The organism is Providencia sp. PROV116, from assembly GCF_028482485.1.
Lineage (GTDB): Bacteria > Pseudomonadota > Gammaproteobacteria > Enterobacterales > Enterobacteriaceae > Providencia > Providencia rettgeri.
In genome coordinates, this window is the sequence record NZ_JAMPQO010000011.1 from 97,477 (window position 1) to 122,772 (window position 25,296).

21 protein-coding genes and 1 riboswitch are annotated in these 25,296 nt (G+C 41.9%); of the genes, 8 read left to right on the forward strand and 13 right to left on the reverse strand.

The features are described from left to right. Nucleotides 1-52 precede the first annotated feature (52 nt). Nucleotides 53-667 carry a LysE family transporter gene (locus tag PSE72_RS08550; protein WP_004908618.1) on the forward strand — a complete coding sequence of 205 codons (615 nt, stop codon included), beginning with the start codon at nt 53-55 and terminating at the stop codon, nt 665-667. Nucleotides 668-739: 72 nt separating this feature from the next. Here PSE72_RS08550 and ftsP read toward each other — a convergent pair whose 3' ends face one another. The 7 genes from ftsP to nudF all read right to left on the reverse strand — a co-directional run bounded on the left by ftsP (nt 740) and on the right by nudF (nt 9,833). Further along, nucleotides 740-2,155, reverse strand: a complete 1,416-nt coding sequence (ftsP, locus tag PSE72_RS08555) for a cell division protein FtsP (protein ID WP_109911778.1) — start codon at nt 2,153-2,155, stop codon at nt 740-742. A 352-nt stretch (nt 2,156-2,507) separates the two neighbouring features. Further along, entirely contained in the window at nt 2,508-3,242 is a 735-nt protein-coding gene (locus PSE72_RS08560; protein ID WP_004908611.1) for a 1-acylglycerol-3-phosphate O-acyltransferase, read from the reverse strand. Between the two features lie 108 nt (nt 3,243-3,350). Beyond that, complete coding sequence (parC, locus tag PSE72_RS08565) at nt 3,351-5,606, reverse strand: DNA topoisomerase IV subunit A (protein WP_217007788.1); 2,256 nt, start codon at nt 5,604-5,606, stop codon at nt 3,351-3,353. A gap of 33 nt (nt 5,607-5,639) precedes the next feature. Further along, on the reverse strand, nt 5,640-7,535 hold the full coding sequence (gene parE / locus PSE72_RS08570; protein WP_004908605.1) for a DNA topoisomerase IV subunit B: 1,896 nt from the start codon (nt 7,533-7,535) through the stop codon (nt 5,640-5,642). An 87-nt stretch (nt 7,536-7,622) separates the two neighbouring features. Next, on the reverse strand, nt 7,623-8,204 hold the full coding sequence (gene yqiA / locus PSE72_RS08575; RefSeq protein WP_004908603.1) for an esterase YqiA: 582 nt from the start codon (nt 8,202-8,204) through the stop codon (nt 7,623-7,625). Between the two features lie 7 nt (nt 8,205-8,211). Further along, entirely contained in the window at nt 8,212-9,051 is an 840-nt protein-coding gene (gene cpdA, locus PSE72_RS08580; RefSeq protein WP_109911776.1) for a 3',5'-cyclic-AMP phosphodiesterase, read from the reverse strand. 143 nt (nt 9,052-9,194) lie between these two features. Further along, a complete protein-coding gene (gene nudF / locus PSE72_RS08585) occupies nt 9,195-9,833 on the reverse strand; it encodes an ADP-ribose diphosphatase (protein WP_115167808.1) in 639 nt (212 codons plus the stop codon). Between the two features lie 305 nt (nt 9,834-10,138). Here nudF and tolC point away from each other — a divergent pair, with 305 nt between their 5' ends. The 3 genes from tolC (at nt 10,139) to PSE72_RS08600 (ending at nt 13,801) form a co-directional block, all read left to right on the forward strand. Further along, a complete protein-coding gene (tolC, locus tag PSE72_RS08590; protein ID WP_115167809.1) occupies nt 10,139-11,527 on the forward strand; it encodes an outer membrane channel protein TolC in 1,389 nt (462 codons plus the stop codon). 399 nt (nt 11,528-11,926) lie between these two features. Next, complete coding sequence (locus PSE72_RS08595; protein WP_042851529.1) at nt 11,927-12,631, forward strand: DUF1190 family protein; 705 nt, start codon at nt 11,927-11,929, stop codon at nt 12,629-12,631. A 6-nt stretch (nt 12,632-12,637) separates the two neighbouring features. Further along, nucleotides 12,638-13,801, forward strand: a complete 1,164-nt coding sequence (locus tag PSE72_RS08600) for a glutathionylspermidine synthase family protein (protein ID WP_115167810.1) — start codon at nt 12,638-12,640, stop codon at nt 13,799-13,801. A gap of 82 nt (nt 13,802-13,883) precedes the next feature. Here the strand turns inward: PSE72_RS08600 and ygiD are convergent, their stop codons facing one another. Both ygiD and ribB read right to left on the reverse strand, forming a co-directional pair. Beyond that, on the reverse strand, nt 13,884-14,687 hold the full coding sequence (gene ygiD, locus PSE72_RS08605) for a 4,5-DOPA dioxygenase extradiol (RefSeq protein ID WP_004908585.1): 804 nt from the start codon (nt 14,685-14,687) through the stop codon (nt 13,884-13,886). A gap of 255 nt (nt 14,688-14,942) precedes the next feature. Continuing rightward, the gene (gene ribB, locus PSE72_RS08610; RefSeq protein ID WP_004908582.1) at nt 14,943-15,596 is read right to left on the reverse strand and encodes a 3,4-dihydroxy-2-butanone-4-phosphate synthase; all 654 of its coding nucleotides are present in this window, start codon (nt 15,594-15,596) and stop codon (nt 14,943-14,945) included. A gap of 158 nt (nt 15,597-15,754) precedes the next feature. Further along, nucleotides 15,755-15,902, reverse strand: a riboswitch (FMN riboswitch). 258 nt (nt 15,903-16,160) lie between these two features. Here ribB and ubiK point away from each other — a divergent pair. Next, nucleotides 16,161-16,427, forward strand: a complete 267-nt coding sequence (gene ubiK, locus PSE72_RS08615) for a ubiquinone biosynthesis accessory factor UbiK (protein WP_004257742.1) — start codon at nt 16,161-16,163, stop codon at nt 16,425-16,427. A 109-nt stretch (nt 16,428-16,536) separates the two neighbouring features. Here the strand turns inward: ubiK and hldE are convergent, their stop codons facing one another. The 3 genes from hldE to PSE72_RS08630 all read right to left on the reverse strand — a co-directional run bounded on the left by hldE (nt 16,537) and on the right by PSE72_RS08630 (nt 21,878). Continuing rightward, nucleotides 16,537-17,964 (reverse strand): bifunctional D-glycero-beta-D-manno-heptose-7-phosphate kinase/D-glycero-beta-D-manno-heptose 1-phosphate adenylyltransferase HldE, encoded by a 1,428-nt coding sequence (hldE, locus tag PSE72_RS08620; protein ID WP_004908578.1) that lies wholly within the window; start codon nt 17,962-17,964, stop codon nt 16,537-16,539. Nucleotides 17,965-18,056: 92 nt separating this feature from the next. Next, nucleotides 18,057-20,903, reverse strand: coding sequence for a bifunctional [glutamate--ammonia ligase]-adenylyl-L-tyrosine phosphorylase/[glutamate--ammonia-ligase] adenylyltransferase (gene glnE / locus PSE72_RS08625; RefSeq protein WP_198641615.1), 2,847 nt, complete (start codon nt 20,901-20,903; stop codon nt 18,057-18,059). Between the two features lie 12 nt (nt 20,904-20,915). Next, on the reverse strand, nt 20,916-21,878 hold the full coding sequence (locus PSE72_RS08630) for a CYTH domain-containing protein (RefSeq protein ID WP_115167811.1): 963 nt from the start codon (nt 21,876-21,878) through the stop codon (nt 20,916-20,918). A 280-nt stretch (nt 21,879-22,158) separates the two neighbouring features. On the opposite strand from PSE72_RS08630, the gene PSE72_RS08635 reads away from it, so the two are divergent. Beyond that, complete coding sequence (locus PSE72_RS08635) at nt 22,159-22,773, forward strand: TIGR04211 family SH3 domain-containing protein (RefSeq protein WP_036958005.1); 615 nt, start codon at nt 22,159-22,161, stop codon at nt 22,771-22,773. A gap of 14 nt (nt 22,774-22,787) precedes the next feature. Continuing rightward, nucleotides 22,788-24,032, forward strand: coding sequence for a multifunctional CCA addition/repair protein (locus tag PSE72_RS08640; protein WP_198641616.1), 1,245 nt, complete (start codon nt 22,788-22,790; stop codon nt 24,030-24,032). Nucleotides 24,033-24,071: 39 nt separating this feature from the next. Here PSE72_RS08640 and folB read toward each other — a convergent pair whose 3' ends face one another. Beyond that, the gene (gene folB / locus PSE72_RS08645) at nt 24,072-24,431 is read right to left on the reverse strand and encodes a bifunctional dihydroneopterin aldolase/7,8-dihydroneopterin epimerase (RefSeq protein ID WP_115167814.1); all 360 of its coding nucleotides are present in this window, start codon (nt 24,429-24,431) and stop codon (nt 24,072-24,074) included. A gap of 108 nt (nt 24,432-24,539) precedes the next feature. On the opposite strand from folB, the gene plsY reads away from it, so the two are divergent. Next, nucleotides 24,540-25,196, forward strand: a complete 657-nt coding sequence (plsY, locus tag PSE72_RS08650) for a glycerol-3-phosphate 1-O-acyltransferase PlsY (protein ID WP_004908566.1) — start codon at nt 24,540-24,542, stop codon at nt 25,194-25,196. Nucleotides 25,197-25,296: the final 100 nt, after the last annotated feature.

Below are 25,296 nucleotides of genomic sequence, written 5' to 3' on the forward strand. Positions count from 1 at the left end.
ATTTAGTCGGTCATTTTTATTTACCAACATTGAACGGGAAAAGAGATCAAAAATGTACGAAACGAGTATTATGGTTGCGACCATCGCGGCACTCGGTATGCTTTCTCCAGGGCCTGACTTCTTTTTAATTGTCAAAAACTCAGCTCGCTATCAACGCTCTGCGGCATTAATGTCTGCATGTGGTGTGATAGTCGCTATCGCGTTGCATATGTCCTACTGCGTTGCGGGCCTAGCTGTTTTAATTACCACCACACCTTGGCTGTTTAATATCTTAAAATACGCAGGTGCGGCCTATTTAATTTGGATCGGTGTCAAAAGCTTACTTCCGCAATCCGGCCATAGCGTTGATCTTACGACTAGTAAACACGAAATTGTTTCATTCAAGAAAGCTTTTATGCAAGGTTTTCTCTGTAATGTATTAAACCCCAAAGCCACGCTATTCTTTTTAGCCGTCTTCACTCAAGTATTAGATGTTAATTCTACCGTCGGTGAAAAATTATGGTTTGCCTTTATTATTTGGGGCTTAGCTGTCATTTACTGGCCAATATTAGTCTTTTTGATCCAAAGTGCCCCTGTAAGAAAAGGCCTAGCAAAAGTACAAACCTATGTTGATAAGGTTCTCGGGGTGGTATTAATCGCCTTTGGTGTTCGAGTGGCGCTAAGCTAGCCTTATTAGCTCCCATCAAAAAAGCAGGCTAAATGCCTGCTTTTTAAATATTCAATATTGTTGTAATACGAATTATTGCATTGTGTCTTGCGGTGCAACAACCAACTGCCCCACTGAACCTAAATCCGCTTTTTCCAAGTTTTGACTATAGAATAAAAAAGGAAAGTGGTTATAGGATGGCTGCATCATTTCCACTAATAATTCAACGCGACCATCAACCCATACCGTATCTTTCCAGCCATAGTCTTCTGGTGGAGTTGGTTTACCATTACGGTTTAAAACCTTAAAACGCACACCTTCAATATGAAACGCTTGCGGTTCATTCGTCGTCACAACCCAACGCTCCCAATTACCTTGGAGACTTGAGAAATCGACCCTATTTGTATCAATGGTCGCATTGTTAATACCAAAACCATCATTAAGGTGAATATTGCGTTGTGTAATACTGGATGTGACTTGCGTTTTATCTTCAACTAATTGTGTCGGTAAGCCGTCTGTTACTAATGACATTAACCCTGTCGCTTTGATAGTTAGCACATTAGTTGAAATTAAATTATTCGATGGCTCGAATAACCCCTTTAAGCGGTCCATAAAGGTCGCCGACTCACCTGCCGTAATAGTTAACTCTTGCGTTTTAGCCATATCAATCAAGACTTCGCGTCGTTCACCCGGCGCTAACGGTAGTTCTTGAACACTCACAGGGACAGTTAGTAAACCTTGGTCAGATGCAATCAACGAAAATGGGCGGCCATCACTGATTTTCATTACATAATTACGGGAGTTCGACGCATTTAGTAACCGTAAGCGCACCCATCCTCGAGAAACTTCAATGTATGGATTTTGCACGCCGTTAACCAGTAATGTATCGCCTAAAAAACCATTTTCATCCGCTTTATATTCTGGAACGCCAAAATTATCTAAGCGCTTATCTTGAATAATGACCGGAAAATCATCAACACCATAGTGTTTCGGTAAACGCAGATTTTTCGTCACATCATCTTCAATGATCCACATCCCTAATAAACCATTGTAGACTTGTTCGCCCATTTTCCCTTGAGTATTCGCATGATACCAGAGCGTTGCTGCATTTTGCCGTATCGGGATCACTGGAGACCAGTCCGCATTAGGTGAAATTAACCGTGCGGCTCCACCTATTTGTGTTCCTGGTATTTGCAAGCCACTGATAGTCATCGAAACGGCTTCAGGTAAGCGATTACTATAAATAAGCTTAATATCATCGCCATTTTTTACTTTGACAGTCGGGCCAGGAGAAGAACCATTAACTCCCCAGATATCGGCTGAATATTTTCCATCAAAAGACCAATGAATTTTTTGTAATGTTAAAAATAATGGCTGTCCAGACCGTGATTCTAATAACGGTGGTACAGGTAAAGCTGTTGCCCCTTCTGCATTTGCATAAATAGGCGCATAGGACAAACATAGAGCCATCCCTGCCGCTATTAGGGTTTGGCATCGATTGAATGACATAAATTCTCCGCTAAACAAAATTCCAGCGCATTTTATTATTTGATATTATAAATATTCAGCCAATGATATGGCTAATTTTAGGTTGGCGCTAGCAATATAACTACTTAGATACAACAATTTAAGACCGCAATAATTTGTGAGCCATGATATCGCGAAAAAAGGCTAAATTCTAAAAATATCTATCCAATACATTAAAATTTAATTAATAAGATTATAAATAGTAAGGGTAAGTAATTAGAAAAGGAAAGTCAGGCAGTCGATAACAATAAAGACAGTTTATGCTATGTTCAATCTAAAATAATAGGCAATATTCACATATTACCTATTATTAAAATAAATTCAATCGGTTAGGCTATTTACCCTGTTTTGCCATCTCTTCAACCTCGAGATCGAGTTCTTTAATTTTTGCTTCCATTAAAGCATGGCAATGTTCCGATAATTCCCTCACTTGCTCACGGGTATAAAGTGATGTATCAATAGGGTCTAACATTTCAATAATTACGCTACCGTTATTCCAACGGTTTAGCTTAATTTTACCTTGTGTGCTCGAAACGCAAACAGGCACAATAGGTACCCCTGCTGCAATAGCCGCATGAAATGCCCCTGTTTTAAATGGCAATAAACCACGACCGCGACTACGCGTTCCTTCAGGGAACATCCATACGGATATTTTACGTTTTTTGATCTGGTCTGCGACTTGCGTGATCGTATTATGCGCCTTAGAACGATTCGCACGGTCAATCAAAATATTACCGGTGATCCAATACAGAAAACCAAAAAATGGAATGTAAACCAAGCTTTTTTTACCGACTGTAACTGTTCTTGGTAATACCCCATTTGACATAGTCACCATGTCGTAATTGTTTTGGTGATTCCCTATATAAATACTTGGGCCATAACTTTTGGCTTTCTCAGGTACACGATTGATAACCTTAATCCCAAACACGACGGATAACCGCCCAAACATATGGCCAAATGTCATTACGTGTTTTGGGTTGCGTGGGCTAAACAAGCAGTAAATACCGCCGCCTATGCACACAAAAATAGTGTAGATAATGACAATGATCGCTCTAATCAGCGCTAACATACTAACCCCAAATTGTAAGGGGCTTCGCAGCCCCATGATGAATATTGTCTGCTTATAAACCTTTTGAACTTCATACTCAACAAGATTTATAAGGTTTGTTTTTGTTAATTATTCAGTATCTACTGGCTCAATATCAATACGCTCAATATTATGCATTCCACGCGGTAATGACGTCCCTTTACGGCCACGTTCTGAACGGTATTTTTGCAAATCTTCTGCTTTAAATTTCAGTTTCCGTTTACCGAAATGCAAGGTCATTGATGCCCCCACAGGCAAGATCATCAACCAAGTCAATAAATCATCACCCGTTGCCGCTTGCGCACCGGCAATATTGATAATTTTATTACCTTTACCTTTTGAAAGTTGAGGTAAATCTGCCACAGGGAATATCAACATACGCCCCGCTTTGGTAATTGCTAATAGCAAATCTTCCTGTTCATTATGCAGTTCAATTGGTGCTAATACTTTGGCATTTTCAGGTAAGGAGATTAAGGCCTTACCTGTTTTATTTTTAGTGACTAAATCATTAAAGGTACAAATAAAACCGTAACCTGCATCAGAAGCCATTAAATATTTCTGTTCATCAGGCGCCATCAATACATGCTCAATGGTTGCCCCAAGCGGCAAGGTTAACTTACCGGTTAAAGGCTCACCCTGACTGCGTGCAGATGGCAATTCCAGTGGGTCCACAGAATAGCTGCGCCCTGTCGTATCAAGGAACACCGCCGCTTGGTTTGACTTGCCTCGTGCAGCTCCTTTAAAACCATCTCCTGCTTTATAATTTAGGTTAGTCGGTTCGATATCATGCCCTTTAGCACTACGCACCCATCCCATATCAGAAAGCACAACGGTAATCGGTTCTGACGGTAAAATTTCATGTTCGCTCATTGCTTTCGCTTCTTCGCGCTCATGCAATGGAGAGCGACGGTCATCACCGTAATCTTTGGCGTCAGATTGAATCTCTTTTTTAATCAACGTATTTAAACGTCTTTCAGACCCGAGAATCGCTTGTAAATCATCGCGTTCTTTAGCCAACTCATCTTGCTCGCCACGAATTTTCATTTCCTCAAGCTTGGCTAAATGGCGTAATTTTAGCTCTAAAATAGCTTCAGCTTGGGTATCACTGATATTAAAACGTGACATTAAAACCGCTTTCGGTTCATCTTCTGTACGAATAATTTCAATGACTTCATCAATATTCAGATAGGCAATTAATAAACCATCTAAAATATGTAAACGTCTTAATACTTTTTCTAACCGATGATTTAAGCGATTACGTACGGTTTGACGACGGTAAGCAATCCACTCATTTAAGATCTCAACAAGCCCTTTTACCGCTGGTCGGTTATCTAAACCAATCATATTTAGGTTAACACGGTAACTACGCTCTAAATCTGTTGTCGCAAATAAGTGTGTCATGACTTGTTCAAGATCAACACGATTACTACGCGGAACAATCACTAAACGAGTTGGGTTTTCGTGGTTTGATTCATCACGTAAATCTTCAACCATCGGCAATTTTTTCGCACGCATTTGGCTGGCGATTTGTTCTAAGACTTTCGCCCCAGAAACTTGATGAGGTAGAGCCGTGATAACCGCATTACCATCTTCTTTTTCCCACACAGCACGCATGCGTACAGAACCGCGCCCGTTTTGATAAATTTTACGGATATCATCACGGGAAGAAATAATTTCTGCTTCAGTTGGATAATCTGGCCCCGGTACAAATGCCATGATGTCATCAAGATTTAGTGTCGGTTTATCCAGTAAAGCAACCAACGCTTGAGCCACTTCTCGGGCGTTATGGGGTGGAATATCTGTCGCCATCCCAACCGCAATTCCCGTTGTACCGTTTAGCAGAATATTCGGTAAACGTGCCGGCAACATTTTTGGCTCGTTTAGCGTACCATCAAAGTTTGGTACCCAATCAACTGTGCCATGGCCAAGTTCGCTGAGTAAAATTTCAGCATATTTTGATAAACGTGATTCTGTATAACGCATTGCTGCGAATGATTTAGGGTCATCGGGTGCCCCCCAGTTCCCTTGGCCATCCACCAGCGGGTAGCGGTAAGAAAATGGCTGCGCCATCAACACCATCGCTTCATAACAAGCGCTATCACCATGTGGGTGATATTTACCGAGAACATCGCCCACCGTTCTGGCGGACTTTTTGTATTTCGCAGTGTTGCTTAAGCCAAGTTCTGACATCGCATACACAATACGGCGCTGAACAGGTTTAAGCCCATCGCCAATAAATGGTAATGCCCTATCCATGATGACGTACATCGAATAGTTCAGATAGGCATTTTCAGTGAAGGCATGCAGCGGTAAACGCTCTACACCATCATGAGTAATTTCACTCATTCAATTCGTTCCTTTCTCATCGCAATTCGAATATTAGACATCAATTTCAGCCATATCGCCTTTTTCTTGCAGCCAATTACGGCGATCTTCAGAGCGTTTTTTAGCAAGAAGCATATCCATGACAGCAAGTGTTTCTTGGTAGTTTTCATCATCGATAATTAGCTGTACAAGACGACGAGTATTTGGATCTAATGTCGTTTCACGTAATTGCAGTGGGTTCATTTCACCCAACCCTTTAAAACGTTGAACATTGGGTTTACCGCGCTTGCGGCTAAGACGTTCAAGCACAGCATTTTTTTCGCTTTCATCAAGGGCGTAAAACGTTTCTTTACCTAAATCGATACGATATAACGGTGGCATTGCCATATAGACATGCCCTGCTTTTACTAATGTTGGGAAATGACGGACAAATAATGCACATAGCAGTGTAGCAATGTGCAAGCCATCGGAGTCCGCATCCGCAAGGATACAAATTTTCCCATAGCGCAATTGGCTAAGGTCTTCGCTATCGGGGTCTATCCCAATAGCAACAGAGATGTCATGTACCTCTTGGGAAGCTAAAACTTCATCAGAAGACACTTCCCATGTATTGAGGATTTTACCGCGCAACGGCATGATAGCTTGATATTCGCGGTCACGAGCTTGTTTTGCGGAGCCCCCAGCGGAGTCCCCTTCTACAAGGAACAATTCCGTCATACTCAGGTCTTGGGAGCTACAATCGGCTAATTTACCCGGTAATGCAGGACCACTGGTGAGTTTTTTACGCACCACTTTTTTCGCTGCACGCATTCGGCGTTGCGCGCTAGAAATTGCCATTTCTGCGAGTTGTTCAGCCACTTGCACGTTCTGGTTAAGCCATAAACTGAAAGCATCTTTTACCACACCCGAAACAAACGCAGCACATTGACGCGAAGACAGACGTTCTTTCGTTTGCCCTGCAAATTGTGGGTCTTGCATTTTAACGGAAAGCACATAAGTGCAGCGCTCCCAAATGTCATCAGCGGAGAGCTTAACACCACGAGGCAATATATTACGGAATTCACAAAACTCACGCATTGCATCAAGCAACCCTTGGCGTAAACCATTAACATGGGTCCCACCTAGCGCTGTTGGGATAAGGTTGACATAACTTTCTGTTAGTAATTCCCCGCCTTCAGGCAACCAGAGCAACGCCCATTGTGCGGCTTCAGTTTCCCCGGAAAATTCGCCTGTAAACGGTTTTGGCGGTAACGCTTCAAGGCCGTCAATTGACTCCATTAGGTAATCGGTCAACCCGTCACTGTAGCACCAGCTTTGCTCTGTATTGTTGAGCTTATCCTTAAACGTGATTTTCACGCCAGGGCATAAAACGGCTTTAGCTTTTAAGTTATGAGTTAAACGAGTTACTGAAAACTTTGGACTATCAAAATAGCTGCCATCTGGCCAAAAATGCACGCTAGTACCTGTGTTACGTTTGCCACAAGTCCCTATTACATGCAAATCTTCAACCTTGTCGCCGTTCTCAAAAGCAATTTGATACACTTGGCTATCACGACGAACAGTAACTTCAATACGTTTTGATAACGCATTGACGACAGAAATCCCGACACCATGCAAACCACCTGAGAATTGGTAGTTTTTATTGGAGAATTTTCCCCCTGCATGTAATTGCCCTAGAATCAGCTCAACAGCTGACACTTTCATTTCAGGGTGGATATCGACAGGCATACCGCGCCCATCGTCGATTACTTCAAGGGATTGATCGGCATGTAAAATAACTTCGATGTGGCTCGCGTGCCCCGCAAGCGCTTCATCGACGCTATTATCAATTACTTCTTGAGCCAGATGGTTCGGTCGACTGGTGTCGGTATACATCCCCGGACGACGGCGAACAGGCTCTAAACCACTGAGGACTTCAATGGCCTCTGCGTTATAACTAGATTGAGTCATGTTGTCATTCTGCGGTAATAGGTGATTAATTGAACTATTCAATCAGTGAGTTACTGTTGATAATAACAGTGTTCATACGTTTTGACACTATTTCTCTGCCAATTGAAGGAAATCAACAATTTGAGAAAAGTAAGCTTCAAAACCAATAAAGGCATGATTACCGTCAGGTTCCACAGTTTGTTTGCACTTTGAAAGATAGGCAACTGCCTCTCGATAATCAAGTACTTCATCGCCCATTTGCTGTAGTAGCCAGATAAGATGAGGAGATGCGAGTCTTTCAATGTATAAGGATTTTAGCTCATGGATATGCTTTTCTTCCAACACATATTGTTCATGAGTATATGGGTTTGTATTGTCGCCTAAGTAATCTTGCAGTAAATCAAAAGGACGCACTGCAGGGTTTACAACGACAGCTGGGAGCTGATAACGCTCTGAAAACCAAATCGAAAAATAACCGCCTAGTGAAGACCCAACTAGCCCCATTTTTTCATGCTGGTGCTGTTGGATAATATCATCCAACATCGCTTGAGCTTGCTGAGGGTAGTTCGGCAATTGCGGTACAAGCATATTAATATGTGGATAATTCTCGTCAATCCATTGCTTTAAGTTATTAGCTTTAGCGGATTGAGGTGAGCTATTAAAACCATGAATATAAAGTAGAGTAGACATAAGCGAATTAATAACCGTCAGAGTCAAGGTCAGGGCTAAACTCTCTTGTGTCTAAACGGTGAACGTGGGTTGTAATATGCCTTTGACTTTGCTCATTAATGCTTAATTCTAAATATCGCCAACCCGGCGCGACAGTATCAAGGGCAAAATTAGTACAGTGAGGTTTAAATTGTACGCAAGTAGAAGGCGTAGCTAATAACCGAATCCCGTGCCAGTTTTCATCCATTTCTTGGTGAATATGGCCACATAGCATCGCTTTAACATTTGGGTAGTTTTTTAAGTAGTCAGCTAAAATATGTGAATTTCTCAAACTGTGCTGATCAAGCCAAGTACAACCCGAAGCTAGAGGATGATGATGCAGCATAATCAATGTGGTACGTTCAGGTTCAGCATCTAAGCTGGCTTTCATCCATTCCAATTGTTGTTCAGAAAGCTCACCATGAGGTACATCTTGAAGTTGGCTATCAAGCATCAGAATTTGCCATTCATCGCCAATTAAAATTTGTTTAGCACTTGAAATCCCTGCAACTCGCAATGTTTCTACCATAGCAGGTGGGTAATCATGATTACCAGGAAGCCATACACAAGGGGCAGGAATACGCGCAATACCATCCGCAAAATGCTGATAAGCTTGTGGTGATTGGTCTTGAACCAGATCCCCTGTCGCAACAATTAAATCAATCGGAAGATTTTGCTCTGTGATAGCATCAAGTACCGCCTGATAACTACGGTAAGTATTTACCCCTAAAAGCGTATTTTCTGTATTAGCAAAAAGATGCGTATCAGTAACCTGTAAAATTCTCACAATTTTAGAGTTCTTCGCAGTCACTTCAAGCTGGCTGTCCAAAAGTATTCCTTTCCTTAAATATTATTTAGTACCCAATCTATTCATTAAAGCCATATAAAAGCTAAACACATTTGCAACTATCTTAAAACTTTACTTTCTAACTTTCTGATAATCAGCACACATTTCACCAGATTAATCGTTATTTAAAACTGTTTCATCCACTTTTCATAAAGTTTTTGCTGGTTGAGCTGCAACCACTGAATAGCAATAACGGTTGCTGCATTATCAATTGTGCCATCTTCAACCCATTGATAAGCTTGTTCTCGGCTAACCACATGCACACAAATATCTTCATTTTCTGACGCTAGCCCATGCACCCCTTTCGCTTGGCTGCTATCGACTTCACCGATAAATACATGCATACGTTCAGTCGTACCACCCGGGCTAGAAAGATAACTTACTGCTTTTTCAGTACGACCAATAATAAGCCCAGCTTCCTCAACGGCTTCACGACGAATAACCTCTTCGGGCGATTCGTTTGGCTCTATCATTCCAGCAACTGCTTCAAGCAACCACGGTGTTTCGCTAGTTTCGATCGCAGGAAACCGAATTTGTTCAATCAAAACAACACTATTCGTTTTCGGATCATAGGGTAAAACCACACCTGCGTGACCACGTTCAAAAACTTCACGGCGAATTTCTTTACTCCATCCGCCCGCGAAAAGGCGATGTCGAAATTGATATTCAACCATTTGAAAAAAACCGTTAAATAATTTACGCTTGGATATAATTTCAACATCATTCTTGCCATATTTAATTGGCTGCTTTATTTGTTTTGTCATTGCATTCTCCAAACCCAATTATTCCATCTTAAGGAAATAATTGTGGATTAAAACAGTTTTTAAGGTTTTTTAACCTCAGATGAGGTAATGTTTAATAAATTGAGACAAAATGGCACAAAAGGCTACCGTTAATAGAAGTGATACTCTGTTACAATAAGCGCCATTATTCAAATCTAAGAGCAACGTAGTGTCTGTTTTTAATAACTGTCTCTAAAACGGATAATTTAATATCTATCGCCTAGTTAGGCATGGTACGTTTTAGGCAACAGACTCAACTTAATTTGCTGTTTAATCAAGGAATCAAAATGAAGAAACTGCTTCCCCTTTTAATTTCGATGAGTTTTGTGGGTCTCAGTACCAATAGCTACGCAGAAGATTTACTACAGGTTTACCAAAAATCCAAAGAAAGTAACCCTGAGTTAAGAAAATCATTAGCAGAACGTAATCAAGCTTTTGAAAAAATTAATGAATCTCGTAGCCCATTATTGCCACAATTAGGTTTAGGTGCAGGAGCTAGCTACGGAAGCGGTTACCGTGATGCAAGAAACACTGAAAGCACAGGTTTAAATGCTTCACTGAAACTAACCCAAGTTGTGTTTGATATGTCTAAATGGCGTCAATTAACTATCCAAGAAAAAACAGCGGGTATTTCTGATGTCACTTACCAAACAAGTCAGCAGCAATTAATTTTAGATACTGCAATTGCGTATTTTAACGTATTAAAAGCGATTGACGCGTTATCTTATATTGAAGCGAATAAAGAAGCTGTTTATCGCCAATTAGACCAAGTGACACAACGCTTTAACGTTGGTCTTGTTGCTATTACTGACGTGCAAAACGCCCGTGCAAACTATGATAGCGTTATAGCACAAGAAGTTGCAGGCCGTAACGAGTTAGAAAATGCGATTGAAAAATTGCGTCAAGTCAGCGGCGTGTACTATAACCGACTTGCCTCTTTAAATATCGACCGTTTTAAAACCAATGAACTGGGCGATATCAACGCTATCTTAAAAGAAGCGGAAGAGCGTAACCTCAGCCTGTTAAGCGCACGTTTAGCACAAGACGTTTCTCGTGAAAACATCCGTTTAGCGGAAACAGGTCACATGCCAACGGTTAGCCTTGATGCCTCAACATCCGTCACAAATAGTTACCAACACGGCAGTGGTTATAATACTCCATATGGCGGTAGTGCGAGCAATAGCTACAACGGCCAAAATAGCATTGGCTTAAATTTAAGCATTCCACTGTATAGTGGTGGTGCAGTAAGTTCTCAGGTCGAACAAGCACAATATGGTTTCCAAGGTGCTAGTGAGCAACTAGAAAGCGTTTATCGCAATGTGGTTCAGTTAGTTCGCTCATCATTTAATAACGTAGCATCGTCAATCAGTAGTATTAATGCTTACAAACAAGTTGTTGTTTCCGCTCAAAGCTCATTAGATGCGATGGAAGCAGGCTACCAAGTAGGAACACGTACCATTGTTGACGTATTGACAGCAACAACAGCGCTATACCAAGCGAAGCAGAATCTGTCTAATGCGCGTTATGACTACATGATTAACCAACTGAATATCGAATTTGCTCGCGGCACATTGAACGAAGACGATATTGCACGCCTGAATGCGAATTTAGGTAAAGAGATTTCAACCTCTGCAAGTAGTATTATCCGTAATACCAATGCGCCAAAAATGAACTAAAATATTTAGCTCATGTGAAAATGACATAATGACCCGCTTACATAGCGGGTTATTTTTTGAGGGTAATCCTGCAAACAACTTAGAATTGCTAATTTGTACTAATTAAACCGTTTATAACGCCTTTTCATTAGCCACGGGCACAAATTCAGTGAATTCTCACTCTTATTACTACGCATTAGAGCAAAAAACAACCTACATCTAATATATTGATATAAAATAAAAATATTATTTTTCTCTTCAAGAAACGTCATGCTAATTAGGGAAAAATAGCAGAAAGTTATCAAAATGATAAATTCAGCTCATTTCTCCTATATTTCTGCTTTAATTTTCAGCGTTTATCCCCTATCCTAGAGCTAACATCTAAAAACATCTTACTTAATTTAATTCAGGGTAATTACCATGACCATGAAGCGTACCAAAAATATTAACCAGAGCGCCTTCCGTAAGTCTTGGCGTTCATACCGTTTAGCACCTGTGGCTGTTGCGGTCAGTGCTGTATTTATGCTTTCCGCTTGTGAAGAAAGCGATGAAACCGTATCACTGTACACCAATGCGCAAGATTGTAGCCAAGCGAACCCATCGCAAGCAGAACAGTGCACCATCGCCTACAACAATGCTCTACAAGAAGCGGCTAAAACTGCACCTAAATATGAAACTCAAGCTGACTGCATTGCTGAGTTTGGTGAATCAATGTGTACTCAAGCTCCAGCTCAAGCAGGTCTTGCAGGCACTAGTTCAACCAATGGTGAACAAACGGCCCAAGCACAAAGCAGCGGCGGTAGCATGTGGATGCCATTAATGATGGGTTATATGATGGGCCGTATGATGGGCGGTAGCGCTGCATCACAACCATTATTCAGCTCAAAAAACCCAGCTAGCCCAGCCAACGGTAAGTTTGTGGATGCATCAGGTAAAAGCTATGGCCCTGCAGTTGCAGGTGGTCGTTCAATGAGCGTACCAAAAACAGCCATGGCACCTAAACCACCAACAACTTCAACCGTTACCCGTGGTGGTTTTGGTGACACCGTAAATAAACAAGCGATGGCACAACGTTCATCTTCTTCTGCAAAATCAACCTCTTCTTCCCGTTCGATGGGTGGTTGATAAGTAATGAAACGAGTTCCTATAGTAGAGCGCCCAAATTGGCGCGAAAAAGCCTCTGAATTTGGCTTTGAATTTCATACTATGTATGGTGAGCCTTACTGGTCAGAAGATGCGTATTACCAATTCACTATGGCACAGATTGAAGAAATCGAAGATGCAACCGAGCAGTTGCATCAAATGTGCCTAAAAGTGGTTGAACGTGTTGTTGAAAGCGATGAGCTAATGACACGTTTTCAGATCCCTAAGCATTGCTGGGAATTTGTTCGCAGTTCATGGAAAAGCGAACAACCTTCTTTATATTCCAGGCTTGACCTCGCTTACGATGGTATTAACCCACCTAAGCTATTGGAAAACAATGCGGATACTCCAACCTCATTATATGAGTCTGCATTTTTCCAATGGATCTGGCTAGAAGATCAAATTGAAGCAGGAAAACTCCCTGAAAACGCCGATCAATTTAATAGCATTCAAGAGCAATTGATCGAGCGCTTTACGCAATTAAAAGATCAGTATGGTTTCCGTTTGTTGCATATGTCTTGTTGCCGTGACACAGAAGAAGATCGCGGTACTGTTCAATATTTACAAGACTGTGCAAATGAAGCTGGTATTGCCACTGAATTCTTATATATCGATGAAATTGGTCTAGGTGAAAAAGGTGAATTTTCGGATACACAAGATCAGGTGATTAGTAACCTGTTCAAGCTATATCCGTGGGAATTTATGCTAAGAGAAATTTTCTCGACTAAATTGCAAGATGCTGGTGTACGCTGGTTAGAACCTGCATGGAAGAGCATCATTTCTAATAAAGCTTTATTGCCAATGTTATGGGAAATGTTCCCAGATCACCCAAATTTACTGCCTGCTTATTTTGCGGATGGCAAAACCCAACCAGAACTCGAAAAATACGTTATTAAACCACTATTCTCTCGTGAAGGTGCTAATATCCGTATTATCGAAAACGGTAAAGAAATTGCAGCCGCGGATGGTCCTTACGGCGAAGAAGGCATGATTATTCAACAGTTCCATCCACTTCCACAATTTGAAGGTAACTACACCTTAGTCGGAAGCTGGTTGGTGAATGATCAACCTGCGGGGATCTGTATTCGTGAAGATAAAGAATTGATCACTCAAGATTTATCACGTTTTTACCCACATACGATCATCGACTAATCATACTTAAAGCTAAAAATGAAGCCCAAACATAGCAATATGATTTGGGCTTTTTTATGAAACAAAGCTATAGCAGAAAAATTTATCCTACCTGAATAGACAACATACTTAACGATGCTGACACAATTCCTTCAATCGGTGTACTAATCTCTTCTTGACCATCCCAAGTGCCTAAAATAGGTAAAATAGGCAAGTAATGTTCTGGTGATGGGTTCGACAATTTGCCATCCTCCCGTTCCAATCCGCTAGCTAGTGGATGTGGCGTTTCATGGCTTTTCAGATTGTCATACACAAATTTCTCAAAAGATATTGCCCACGGGTATGGCTCAGCATGGGAATTTTGCCAATTCATCGCTCGTAAATTGTGTACAACATTGCCACTCCCCATAATCAATACACCTTCATCCCTTAGAACGGATAGTTTTTTTCCAAGGTCATAGTGCCAAATAGCAGGCTTGCTACCATCGATACTCAATTGGATTACGGGGATATCGGCTTCTGGATACATACGTACCAAAATTTCCCACGTGCCATGGTCTAATCCCCACTCTTGTTCATCAAGGTAAATTGGCTCAGGGGCTAATAATGAGGCAACTTGCTGAGCTAATTCAGGAGAACCAGGGGCAGGATATTCGATTTGGTACAAGGCTTCAGGGAACCCACCAAAATCATGAATCGTTTTCGGTTTTAACATCGAAGTAACTGCGGTTCCACGCGTATACCAGTGGGCTGAAATCACTAAAATTGCACTTGGCCGAGGTAAAGCTTTACCGAGTTTCTCCCACGTTTGAGTATAAGGATTATCCTCAATCGCGTTCATGGGGCTACCATGACCAATAAAAATGGCAGGGATCTTATTTTTTACCACTGAAGTATTTAGCGACATGATGATTTCAACTCCAACTCAATTAGTTTCTTCCTACAGCATACGCTTTCCTGTCAAAAACACAGTGGGCTAATTATGAGTATGATCATCAAAAAAATTGAAAAGGCCACGAGGTGTGCAACTCAGTGGCCTTAATAACATTCTATATGCTTAACGTACTATCAATAATTTAAATAAATTAGCTTATTTTAGCCTATTAATATTTAAACTTATCAAAATCTCTATCTAGAGCTCTTCCTCAAAATATTATGAGGATCAGCTCGCTTTCTTCTCGACCTGAAGACGGTACTGCACTAAATCTTCAATTGTCACAACCGTCAAACCATGCTGCTTACCAAATGCTGCCACTTCTGGGGTGCGAGCCATAGAACCATCATCATTAGTCAACTCACACAGCACACCAGCAGGTTTGAAACCCGCTAGAGTTGCAAGGTCGATAGATGCTTCAGTGTGTCCACGACGCGCTAATACCCCACCATCACGTCCACGCAATGGGAAAACGTGGCCAGGGTGATTTAGGTCAGCAGGAACTGCATTATCAGCAATAGCAGCACGAATAGTGGTGATACGATCCGCCGCAGAAACCCCCGTAGTCACGCCTTTTGCCGCTTCGATGGTTACCGTAAAGCCAGTTTGGTTTTGGCTGGTGTTATTTTCCACCATCATTGGTAATTCGAGCTGCTTGCGACGTTCTTCAGTGATACAAAGACATACGATCCCACTGCTATAACGAATGGTAAATGCCATTTGTTCCGCGGTCATGGTTTCTGCAGCAAAAATTAAATCGCCTTCGTTCTCACGATCTTCATCATCAAGAACAAGAACACCCTTACCTTGGCGTAAAGCCTCGATAGCATTTTCAACACGCTCGATAGGATTACCGAATACAGAAAGTAGCGAATGATCCATGGTAAAAAACCTCTTAAATAGTTATTAACTAGTTACCAGAATCAAGGCAGTCTTAGGAATACGAGAAATGGTGAATATATAAATAGCCAACAACAGGCATTTACCTATTCAGGTATGCAGAACACTATTGTGCGTAACAGCACAAACATGCAGATACTGTTAATTCTCTCCCATCCGGACTATAACCGTCGGCCCCAGATTCACACTGGGTCTGCTGACCTTTACCACAGGTAAAGCGCTCGCGGGCTTCATGCGTGATGCATGTTTACCGCCGGTGGGGACTTTCACCCCGCCCTGAGATATACGCAATTAATATAACGCCAATAATTCAAGTTCGCAACGATGATAATCAAAATTGGCGAATGACTCACACTTTTAGTCAAAAAACATGAATAAAAACTTAGAGTTATCACGGTTAATTTTACTACCTTAGACGAATAGCAAGCTGCTCTCGTCACAGATAATACAACGAGGCCTTTTTGCTAACTAATTCGAGCTAGCACAAGGCGAAAAGAGGTATTACACTACGCTTAATAATATCTTGATTAACTGAAGGACCCGCGAATGCTCGATCCGAAAAAAATTGAACAAGTTGCCCGCCAAATTCAAGGCGCTTTACCGCAAGGCGTACGTGATTTAGGTGAAGATTTTGATAAAAAACTGCGTTCACTGTTACAATCACAGCTCGGTAAATTAGACTTAGTCAGCCGTGAAGAATTTGATATTCAAACTCAAGTTTTATTACGTACCCGCGAAAAATTAGCGAAAATGGAACAACGCGTTAGCGCACTTGAAGCCCATTTAAATGTAGAAGAAAAGACAGCTGAGTAATTAAATTGAAAAAGTGACACCTCTTTAATTTTAGATAAATAAAAACCTCACGGCGTTTTTACATACCCACGTGAGGTTTTTAACTAACTAATTAATTAATAATGATAAATTAACTCGTTTTCATAATATTTTTAATGATATTCGTTGTGGAAATACCATCTTCAAAGTTAAGGACTTTGACCTCGCCTCCCGCGGCCCACACTTCTGCACTGCCCGCTATCTCTTCAGGGCGGTAATCCCCCCCTTTAACTAAGATGTCTGGCAGCACTTCTGCGATTAAGCGTTGCGGAGTGTCTTCTTCAAAAGCCACAACCCAATCCACTGCCCCCAAAGCACCTAAAACGGTCATGCGTTGTTCTAATGGGTTGACTGGGCGTGTTTCACCTTTTAAGCGGCGTGTCGATGCATCGCTATTTACAGCTACAATCAGACGGTCTCCCAATTTACGTGCATTGGCTAAATACGACACATGCCCTGCATGAAGAATATCAAAACAACCATTCGTCATCACCACACGCTCACCGCGCTGTCTTGCATTCGCAACGGCTTGTTTCAATTCACTTTCGCTCATCACACCAAACCCGGTGTCAGCACGGCCACGAATGGCATTTTCCAATTCAATTGGCGAAACCGTGGAGGTTCCTAATTTACCCACGACCACGCCTGCTGCGGCATTAGCCAATGCGCAAGATTCATGTAATGGGCGGCCAGATGCAATAGACGCTGCAAGTACGCCGATTACGGTGTCCCCGGCTCCTGTTACGTCAAACACTTCTTGCGCCTGAGTCGGTAAATGCAATGGTGCTTCATCGCGACGAATTAAGCTCATACCTTGTTCTGAGCGCGTAATTAACAGTGCTTTAAGCTCCAATGACTGAAGCAGCTTCATGCCTTTTTCTTCAACGTCTTGATTGTTTTTACATGGCCCAACAATCGCTTCAAACTCAGACATGTTTGGCGTTAGTAATGTTGCCCCGCGGTAACGTTCGAAATTGTTGCCTTTCGGGTCAATCAAGACGGGAACATTGGCCTTGTTGGCAAGCGCTATCATCTTCTCGACATGAGTTAACGCCCCTTTCGCGTAATCAGATAACACCAGAGCACCAATATGAGGTAACGCCTGTTCAATGCGTTCCAACACAGGTGCGACATCAACATTGTCAAAACCTTCTTCAAAATCAAGACGGATAAGTTGCTGATTACGTGAAAGTACACGTAATTTAGTAATCGTTGGATGGGTTGGAATAGCGACAAAATCACAACGCACCTGCACCGCATTTAAGTTTTCAGTCAGTGCTTTTGCCGCGTCATCAATCCCAGTTAACCCGACAAGACGTGAATTTGCCCCTAACGAGGCAATGTTCATCGCGACGTTAGCCGCACCACCGGGACGCTCTTCTACCATCGTGACTTTAACGACCGGAACAGGGGCCTCTGGCGAAATACGGTTTGCAGGACCATGCCAATAACGGTCTAACATAACATCACCAACCACCAGCACACCGGCTTGTTTATAATCCGGAAGAGTTACTTTCATCCTGCACTCCAGTTTTAAAAAGGAAATCTGATAATAATTAGCAACAATACTAGCATATTGCGCTATTTAGCTAAATAAAATGCGTTTATTCCTTATTCCTCAAGCCATTTTTGCCAACTCGCTAAAACTTGTTCACGTTGTTGAGTAAATTGGGTCATTTCAACACGGCTTGGCAATGATTGTAATGCTAAGTGATGAAGTTCATTACGCATCGTAACATACGCTTGAGTTAAGGCATTTGCTTCATCTTCTGGCATAAAGCCATATTGCGCCATCAGCTCGAAAATACGCACATTATCGGACCAACGCGTTAACACATTATTTTCTGTGGCAAAACGCAAAACTAAGTATTGTGCGATAAATTCAATATCAGTGATCCCTCCGGGATCGGCTTTTAAATCGAACTCATTGGCTTGATGGCTTCCTAAGTGCTGATGCATTTTCAAGCGCATATCACGCACTTGCTGCTGCAAGGTGTGAGGGTCTCTTGGCATACACAGAGTTTCGTGGCGAGTCTGTATAAATTGCCGTTGTAAATCCTCATCACCAAATACCATTCGGGCTCGTATGAGCGCTTGATGCTCCCATGTCCAAGCATCATTTTTTTGGTAATCATCAAATGATTGTATCGTACTGACTAACATTCCTGACTCACCGGAAGGCCTGAGCCGCGCATCAACTTCATACAACACGCCTGAAGGTGTTCGAGTACTAAACAAATGGATAATACGCTGAGCAACACGTAAGTAAAATTGGCGTGCATCAATGGAGCGTTCGCCATTGGTAACCACATCTAAAGGGCAATCGAAAAGAAAAACGAGATCTAAGTCAGAGCCATAACCCAATTCCCAGCCGCCTAGCTTTCCATAACCTAATACCGCAAACCCATATTGTTTTTTGTCACTTTGCGCTAGATGTACTGGCTCACCATAACGTTTTACCATTTTTTGCCATGCTTGGTGTACCACCGCATCAATAATCGCCTCTGCAAGGTAAGTCAGATGATCACTAACTTTCATTACGGGTAAAACACCTGAAATATCTTCAGCAGCGATACGCAATAACTGGGCTTGTTTGAATTGACGTAATGCTTCCAGTTGTTGTTCTTCGTCATCTTCAGGAACGCGCATTAAATATTGGCGCAATTCATCACGGTAAGCGGTTAGTGGTAGAGGTTGGTATAACGATTGAGGGTCGAGCAACTCATCAAGTAACAATGGGTGACGGGCTAACTGCTCTGCTATCATTGGTGAAGCCGCACATAGGCGAATAACGTGCGTCAAAACCTCGTCAAATTCAAGCATTAACTCGAGGTAAGTTGTGCGGCTAACAATGCTCAATAACAGTGGTGTGATACGTTCAATGACTTGCCCTGCATCATCGCGCTCACCGACTTTTGCCAATAATTTAGGCATTAATTCATCAAGTACATCCCGTCCACGAGGGCCAATTGTGCGTTTATTGAGGTCATGACGGAACATCACTATGCCGTGGATAATACGTTGTGCAATCTCTTCATTTTTAGATGGCAAATAGGTGGCTAATTCTTCTTTTGACAATTCACTTTGCCACAATGTGATGTAGATTTCATCAAATGCATCAGTGTTCTCGGCGTCATCTTCCTGGCCTATTTGCTCAGTAAATATTTGATGCACTGCCGACATTTTCTGATTCAAAACCTGATAAAATGCAGGCCAATCAGCAAAACCCATTCCCCACGCTAAACGCGCTTGGTTTAAAGCCTCTTCAGGGAGCGTTTGTGTCTGTTGGTCATCAATACTTTGCAGTAAATTTTCGGCTCTACGCAAGAAAAGGTAGCTATTTTGCAGAATATTAACTTGATCTTCGGTTAATAATGCGAGTTCTCGGATACCTTGTAGCGTTGAAAATAAGGATTGTGACTGTAAAACAGGTTCCCGTCCCCCTCTAATTAACTGGAAAACCTGTGAAACAAATTCAACTTCACGAATACCTCCAGCCCCTAATTTGATGTTATTGACCAAACCACGGCGCCGAACCTCCCGCTCAATCATATTTTTCATATTGCGTAAGGATTGGATCACGCTAAAGTCAATATAGCGGCGATAAACGAAAGGACGCAAAAGTTTTCGTAAACACTCCTCATAATGGAGGCTATCAGCGCCCATAATACGAGCTTTAACCATCGCATAGCGTTCCCAATCACGCCCTTGTTCTTGGTAATAATCCTCAAGCGCGGAAAAGCTAAAAACCAGCGGCCCGCTATCACCAAATGGCCGCAAACGCATATCGACCCGATAGACAAAACCATACTCAGTCACTTGGTCGAGTACGCGAATTAATTTTTGCCCTAAACGGGTAAAAAATTGCGCGTTATCTAACTCTTTTCTGCCGCCTTGAGTAACTCCATTTTCTGGGTATGCAAAAATCAGATCAATATCTGAAGAAAAATTGAGCTCTCTGCCCCCTAATTTCCCCATTCCTAAAATCAATAGCGGCTGAGGTTTTCCTTCTGCATTACAAGGCGTTCCCCATGACTGACGATATTCTTGATACAACCAGTCGCGCGCCGCAACAACCAAGGTTTCTGCCAATACACTGAGCTGATAAATCGTTTCTTTTTGCGTGCTTATTTCCAGTACTTGCATCCAGGCGCAGCGCACTAACATATGATGACGAAATGAGCGTAATACTTGCATCAAGTGATCTTCGTTGCTAACAGATAACAAGTCTTGAGCTAACCATGACGCATAACTTTTCCATTCATCGGCTTTGGGTGGTTGAGCGCGAATTTCAAGTAAAAACCGTGAATGTGCCAATACCTGCTTTAACACAAAATCACTAAAGGTAAGCAATTGAATTTCTTGTTCATTTAACGGTAATAATTCATTCGCTTGTTCTGCTAATTGTCTTAAAACGCATTCACCTTGGCTTTGCAATAATTCAGGAAAAGCATGCATGTTATCAGTACCTTAATGGGCTTCTTGATAGGTTAAAGCACTTAACCATTGGATAAAGGCTAATTTACATTTTAACCACTGGCTGCTATAGCAAAAATCCTCAGCACTAACCGCTTCATTGGCAATATCCGAACGTAATTGCTCTAGCGGAGTGTCATGAATAAAGTGAGGCGCTGAATTTTGGTAATGGACTAAAAATGCCTGAACAAAGCGTAAAAATTCACTAAAGCCTTGGCGTGCATTGCTGCCATTGGCTAGCCAATAAGCTTCATGCTGCTGGCAAAGTAATTGCATATGAGTTAATGACTTTTCGAGAGGTTGCTCTTCATAGTCAAACAACGAATCTGGGCGAGTTAATGGTTCTTTTGGCGGCGATAACAATGAATATCCGCGCGCAGCTTTGCTAAGTGATGACAAATGCAGACCATCGATATCTGCAAATTTCTTTGCTAAATTAAGTACATCAGCAATAAAGCCTTTTTTAAGCTCTAATTCAAACTCTTGAATAGGCAAATCCTTTGCGCCTGAGGAAATTTCGCCTTGGTCAAAAACTACTTCTATTTCGCTATCTTCAAAAGTCACTAACCATTTTTCACGGGTAAAATTGGTGCTAAAGAGGATATTTAATTCAGACTGAAGCTGAGAAATATCAGTTCCTTCGGGCCAAATTTCAGCGGGTAATGCCGCTAAATCAAGTTCTGGCGAATCAATGTCAACATTATATTCAGGCCGTTGGTGTAAACCACCAATCGCCTGCCCAGCTGTTTTCATGGTCATTTCATAACGCCCATCACAACCTCGGATGCGTAAGCCCATATCCCACTGACGTAACTGCTTGTTTGCCGTATCAAAGTAGATATTAGTTAACTTTGTCGGCTCACTGTATTGGTGAGACAATGTCGATAAACACTGTCGTACAGCCTCTATTGCGGAACTCTTAGCAGCAAGTTTGAGTTCAACCTCTACGTGGCTCATACATATCCTTATTTAATTATTTCACTTCACTCATATTACCCCAATCGAGCTAAGCTGAGAAAAGAAACTGTATGGTAATCAAAAATTCTACCTGTCATATTTCTTTCAGTGAGTTATATTGAAAATAGAGTAAAAATAAGGGTAATTTAGACAGTTAGGATAGTTCTCATTCTCCTTTAGAGTGTAGAGACATCTGCGTTTAGGGTTTGCACCCATACACTTTACTCATTAATATTCAAATAATATAAAACTCACTCACCATCAAAAGACTGTAAATACCATGCGAAAAATTCCATTATTATTAATTTCAATCATGGGGCTAGGCCTTTCCTTAAATTCACACGCAGCAGAAAAACGTTATGTGTCAGATGATTTATCCACATACGTTCATAGTGGACCTGGCACAAAATATCGTATTGTAGGTACGCTCAATGCAGGGGAAGCGGTTGAATTGCTCTCCACAGATAACAAGTTCGCACAAGTCCGTGATGAAAAAGGCAGAACGGTCTGGTTACCTGTTGACCAACTCAGCAATACGCCAAGTATGAAAACCCGAATTCCAGAACTTGAAGCTGAGAACCAAAAATTACGCCAACAGCTCGACAATATTGACAGCACGTGGAATACACGAACGGCTGATATGCAGCAAAAAGTCGCTGATAATGACAATATCGTCAGCCAACTGAAGGCTGAAAATGAAAAATTAAAAAACGAGTTGATCAAGTCAGGTAAAAAACTCGAAATTGCAGAAGTTAACTTAGACGATCGCCGTCGCGAATTGATCTTACAATGGTTTATGTATGGTGGTGGTGTTGCTGGTGTTGGCTTAATTTTAGGCCTAATTTTACCGCACATTATTCCACGTCGTAAAAAACGTAATGACGGCTGGATGTAATTGAGGCCATTCGAATGAAAGTATATCTCGTGGGTGGAGCAGTACGTGACCAACTGCTTGGGCTGCCTATTTCAGACAGAGACTACGTGGTGGTTGGCGCAACCCCCGAGGCAATGCTATCGCAAGGTTTTCAACAAGTCGGAAAAGATTTTCCTGTTTTCTTGCACCCAAAAACCCATGAAGAATACGCTTTAGCCCGAACAGAACGTAAAATTGGTGCAGGCTATACCGGTTTTAGCTGCTATAGCGCACCGGATGTCACTATCGAAGATGACTTACTGCGTCGTGATTTGACGATTAATGCGATAGCTCAAGATGAGTCAGGTGAAATTATTGACCCATTCCACGGTGTCATTGATCTCGATAAGCGTATTTTACGCCATGTTTCCGATGCATTTTCTGAAGACCCTTTACGGGTTTTACGGGTTGCTCGTTTTGCCGCTCGCTACTTTGAGCATGGTTTTACTATCGCACCAGAAACACTCGCCTTGATGCAAACGATGGCCGCTACAGGGGAATTATCTCATCTCACCGCCGAGCGAGTTTGGACCGAAACAGAAAAAGCGCTGAAATCAAATTCCCCACAGGTGTATTTTGATGTCTTACGCCAATGCGGTGCTTTAGCTGTACTTTTTCCTGAAATTGATGCGCTATTTGGCGTTCCTGCCCCTGAAAAATGGCACCCTGAAATTGATACAGGTATCCACACTCTAATGGTAATGAAAGTGATTTCCCGCTTATCTAAGGATGTGGATGTTCGCTTTGCCGCATTGTGCCATGATTTAGGCAAGGCTCTAACACCACCCGATATTTGGCCAAGCCATCCAAACCATGGTGAAGCAGGTATTCCATTAATAGAAACACTCTGTGTAAGATTAAAAGTACCAACCACGGCTCGTGACTTAGCTCGTCTAGCGGCACGATATCATGATAAAATCCATGTTATCAATAAATTACATGCTAATGATCTAATTGCGATTTTTGATAGACTTGATAGTTGGCGTAAACCAGAACGTGTTGAACAACTAAGTTTAATCAGTGAAGCGGATGCCAGAGGTCGGTTAGGTCTTGAACAACAGCCGTACCCACAAGGGGTATATTTCAGGCAAGCTTTTGCTATTGCGCAAGCTGTTGAAGTCAAACCTATTGTTGAGCAAGGGTTTAAAGGCCCTGAAATTCGTCAAGAACTCACTCGACAACGTATAGAAGCGGTCGGCAATTGGCAACAGCGACAAAAAATCATAGTTGTCGTTGCCTAATAGATACAAAACTGGCGGTTAAACACCGCCAGACAACATTTAAGCGGTTTTCGTGCCTCTTTCGATAACAACCCCAACTTGTTTAGCGCGTGCTACTGCCCCCGGTTTAGCCACTTTAATGCGAACCCATGGACTATCAAACTGTGTTAGCAATAATTGTGCAACTTCTTCGGCAACACGTTCAACTAAACCAAATTTATTATTCCCAACATGAGCAAGGATAGCTTGGCTAACTTTGGCATAATCTAAGCAATGTTCAACATTATCGCTCATAGACGCGCTTTTGTTATCCCATCCCATTTCGATATCGAGCACCAATTTCTGTTCAATATCTTGTTCCCAGTCATATACACCAATCGTGGTGATGACTGATAATTGCTCAATAAATACGATATCCATCACGTCATTTTCTCATTTATGTACTGAATTGATACCACTTCAGCAAAAATATGCGTATTATCCAAGACTGAAGTGAATTTATGGTCTTAACCGTTTTTGGAGCTAGCTATGAGTGCAACCGCGCTTGGCATGATAATCTTCGCCTATCTTTGCGGCTCAGTTTCGAGTGCGATACTGATCTGCCGTTTGGCGAGACTACCCGACCCCCGTCAACACGGCTCTGGTAACCCTGGTGCAACTAACGTATTACGTGTAGGCGGTAAAGCAGCCGCTGCCGGAGTACTCATTTGTGACGTATTAAAAGGGATGATCCCAGTTTGGCTTGCTTATTATTTAAATGTGCAACCATTCTATCTTGGCTTTGTTGCAATTGCAGCTTGTCTTGGGCACATATATCCCATTTTCTTTCGTTTCAAAGGCGGAAAAGGGGTAGCAACCGCATTTGGTTCAATTGCCGCTATTGGTTGGGATCTTTCTGGTTTAGTCGCAGGAACATGGTTACTGACAGTGTTGCTTAGTGGTTATTCATCACTAGGAGCGATTGTCAGCGCCTTACTTGCCCCCTTCTACGTTTGGTGGTTTAAACCTGAATTCACCTTCCCTGTTGCTATGCTATCTTGTTTAGTGTTAGTTCGCCATCACGGTAATATACAGCGCCTTTGGCGTGGTCAAGAAAGCCGTATTTGGCAAAAACTGAAAAATAAAAAACGAAAAACCAATAAAGAAATAGCCCAAGAAGCTAAAGAACAAGAACTCGATGACTAATGGTGACATTTTATTTTCTCTAAGAAGAGCTGATTTCAGCTCTTTTTTTATGCTACTTGCCTTGTTTAAAATTTCCCAAAAATCCTCATTGATAATAACA

Excerpts from the sequence above, each read along its gene's own strand:
- PSE72_RS08550 (WP_004908618.1), top strand. The coding sequence starts at position 53 with ATGTACGAAACGAGTATTATGGTTGCGACCATCGCGGCACTCGGTATG.
- ftsP (WP_109911778.1), bottom strand. The coding sequence starts at position 2,155 with ATGTCATTCAATCGATGCCAAACCCTAATAGCGGCAGGGATGGCTCTA.
- PSE72_RS08560 (WP_004908611.1), bottom strand. The coding sequence starts at position 3,242 with ATGTTAGCGCTGATTAGAGCGATCATTGTCATTATCTACACTATTTTT.
- parC (WP_217007788.1), bottom strand. The coding sequence starts at position 5,606 with ATGAGTGAAATTACTCATGATGGTGTAGAGCGTTTACCGCTGCATGCC.
- parE (WP_004908605.1), bottom strand. The coding sequence starts at position 7,535 with ATGACTCAATCTAGTTATAACGCAGAGGCCATTGAAGTCCTCAGTGGT.
- yqiA (WP_004908603.1), bottom strand. The coding sequence starts at position 8,204 with ATGTCTACTCTACTTTATATTCATGGTTTTAATAGCTCACCTCAATCC.
- nudF (WP_115167808.1), bottom strand. The coding sequence starts at position 9,833 with ATGACAAAACAAATAAAGCAGCCAATTAAATATGGCAAGAATGATGTT.
- tolC (WP_115167809.1), top strand. The coding sequence starts at position 10,139 with ATGAAGAAACTGCTTCCCCTTTTAATTTCGATGAGTTTTGTGGGTCTC.
- PSE72_RS08595 (WP_042851529.1), top strand. The coding sequence starts at position 11,927 with ATGACCATGAAGCGTACCAAAAATATTAACCAGAGCGCCTTCCGTAAG.
- PSE72_RS08600 (WP_115167810.1), top strand. The coding sequence starts at position 12,638 with ATGAAACGAGTTCCTATAGTAGAGCGCCCAAATTGGCGCGAAAAAGCC.
- ygiD (WP_004908585.1), bottom strand. The coding sequence starts at position 14,687 with ATGTCGCTAAATACTTCAGTGGTAAAAAATAAGATCCCTGCCATTTTT.
- ribB (WP_004908582.1), bottom strand. The coding sequence starts at position 15,596 with ATGGATCATTCGCTACTTTCTGTATTCGGTAATCCTATCGAGCGTGTT.
- ubiK (WP_004257742.1), top strand. The coding sequence starts at position 16,161 with ATGCTCGATCCGAAAAAAATTGAACAAGTTGCCCGCCAAATTCAAGGC.
- hldE (WP_004908578.1), bottom strand. The coding sequence starts at position 17,964 with ATGAAAGTAACTCTTCCGGATTATAAACAAGCCGGTGTGCTGGTGGTT.
- glnE (WP_198641615.1), bottom strand. The coding sequence starts at position 20,903 with ATGCATGCTTTTCCTGAATTATTGCAAAGCCAAGGTGAATGCGTTTTA.
- PSE72_RS08630 (WP_115167811.1), bottom strand. The coding sequence starts at position 21,878 with ATGAGCCACGTAGAGGTTGAACTCAAACTTGCTGCTAAGAGTTCCGCA.
- PSE72_RS08635 (WP_036958005.1), top strand. The coding sequence starts at position 22,159 with ATGCGAAAAATTCCATTATTATTAATTTCAATCATGGGGCTAGGCCTT.
- PSE72_RS08640 (WP_198641616.1), top strand. The coding sequence starts at position 22,788 with ATGAAAGTATATCTCGTGGGTGGAGCAGTACGTGACCAACTGCTTGGG.
- folB (WP_115167814.1), bottom strand. The coding sequence starts at position 24,431 with ATGGATATCGTATTTATTGAGCAATTATCAGTCATCACCACGATTGGT.
- plsY (WP_004908566.1), top strand. The coding sequence starts at position 24,540 with ATGAGTGCAACCGCGCTTGGCATGATAATCTTCGCCTATCTTTGCGGC.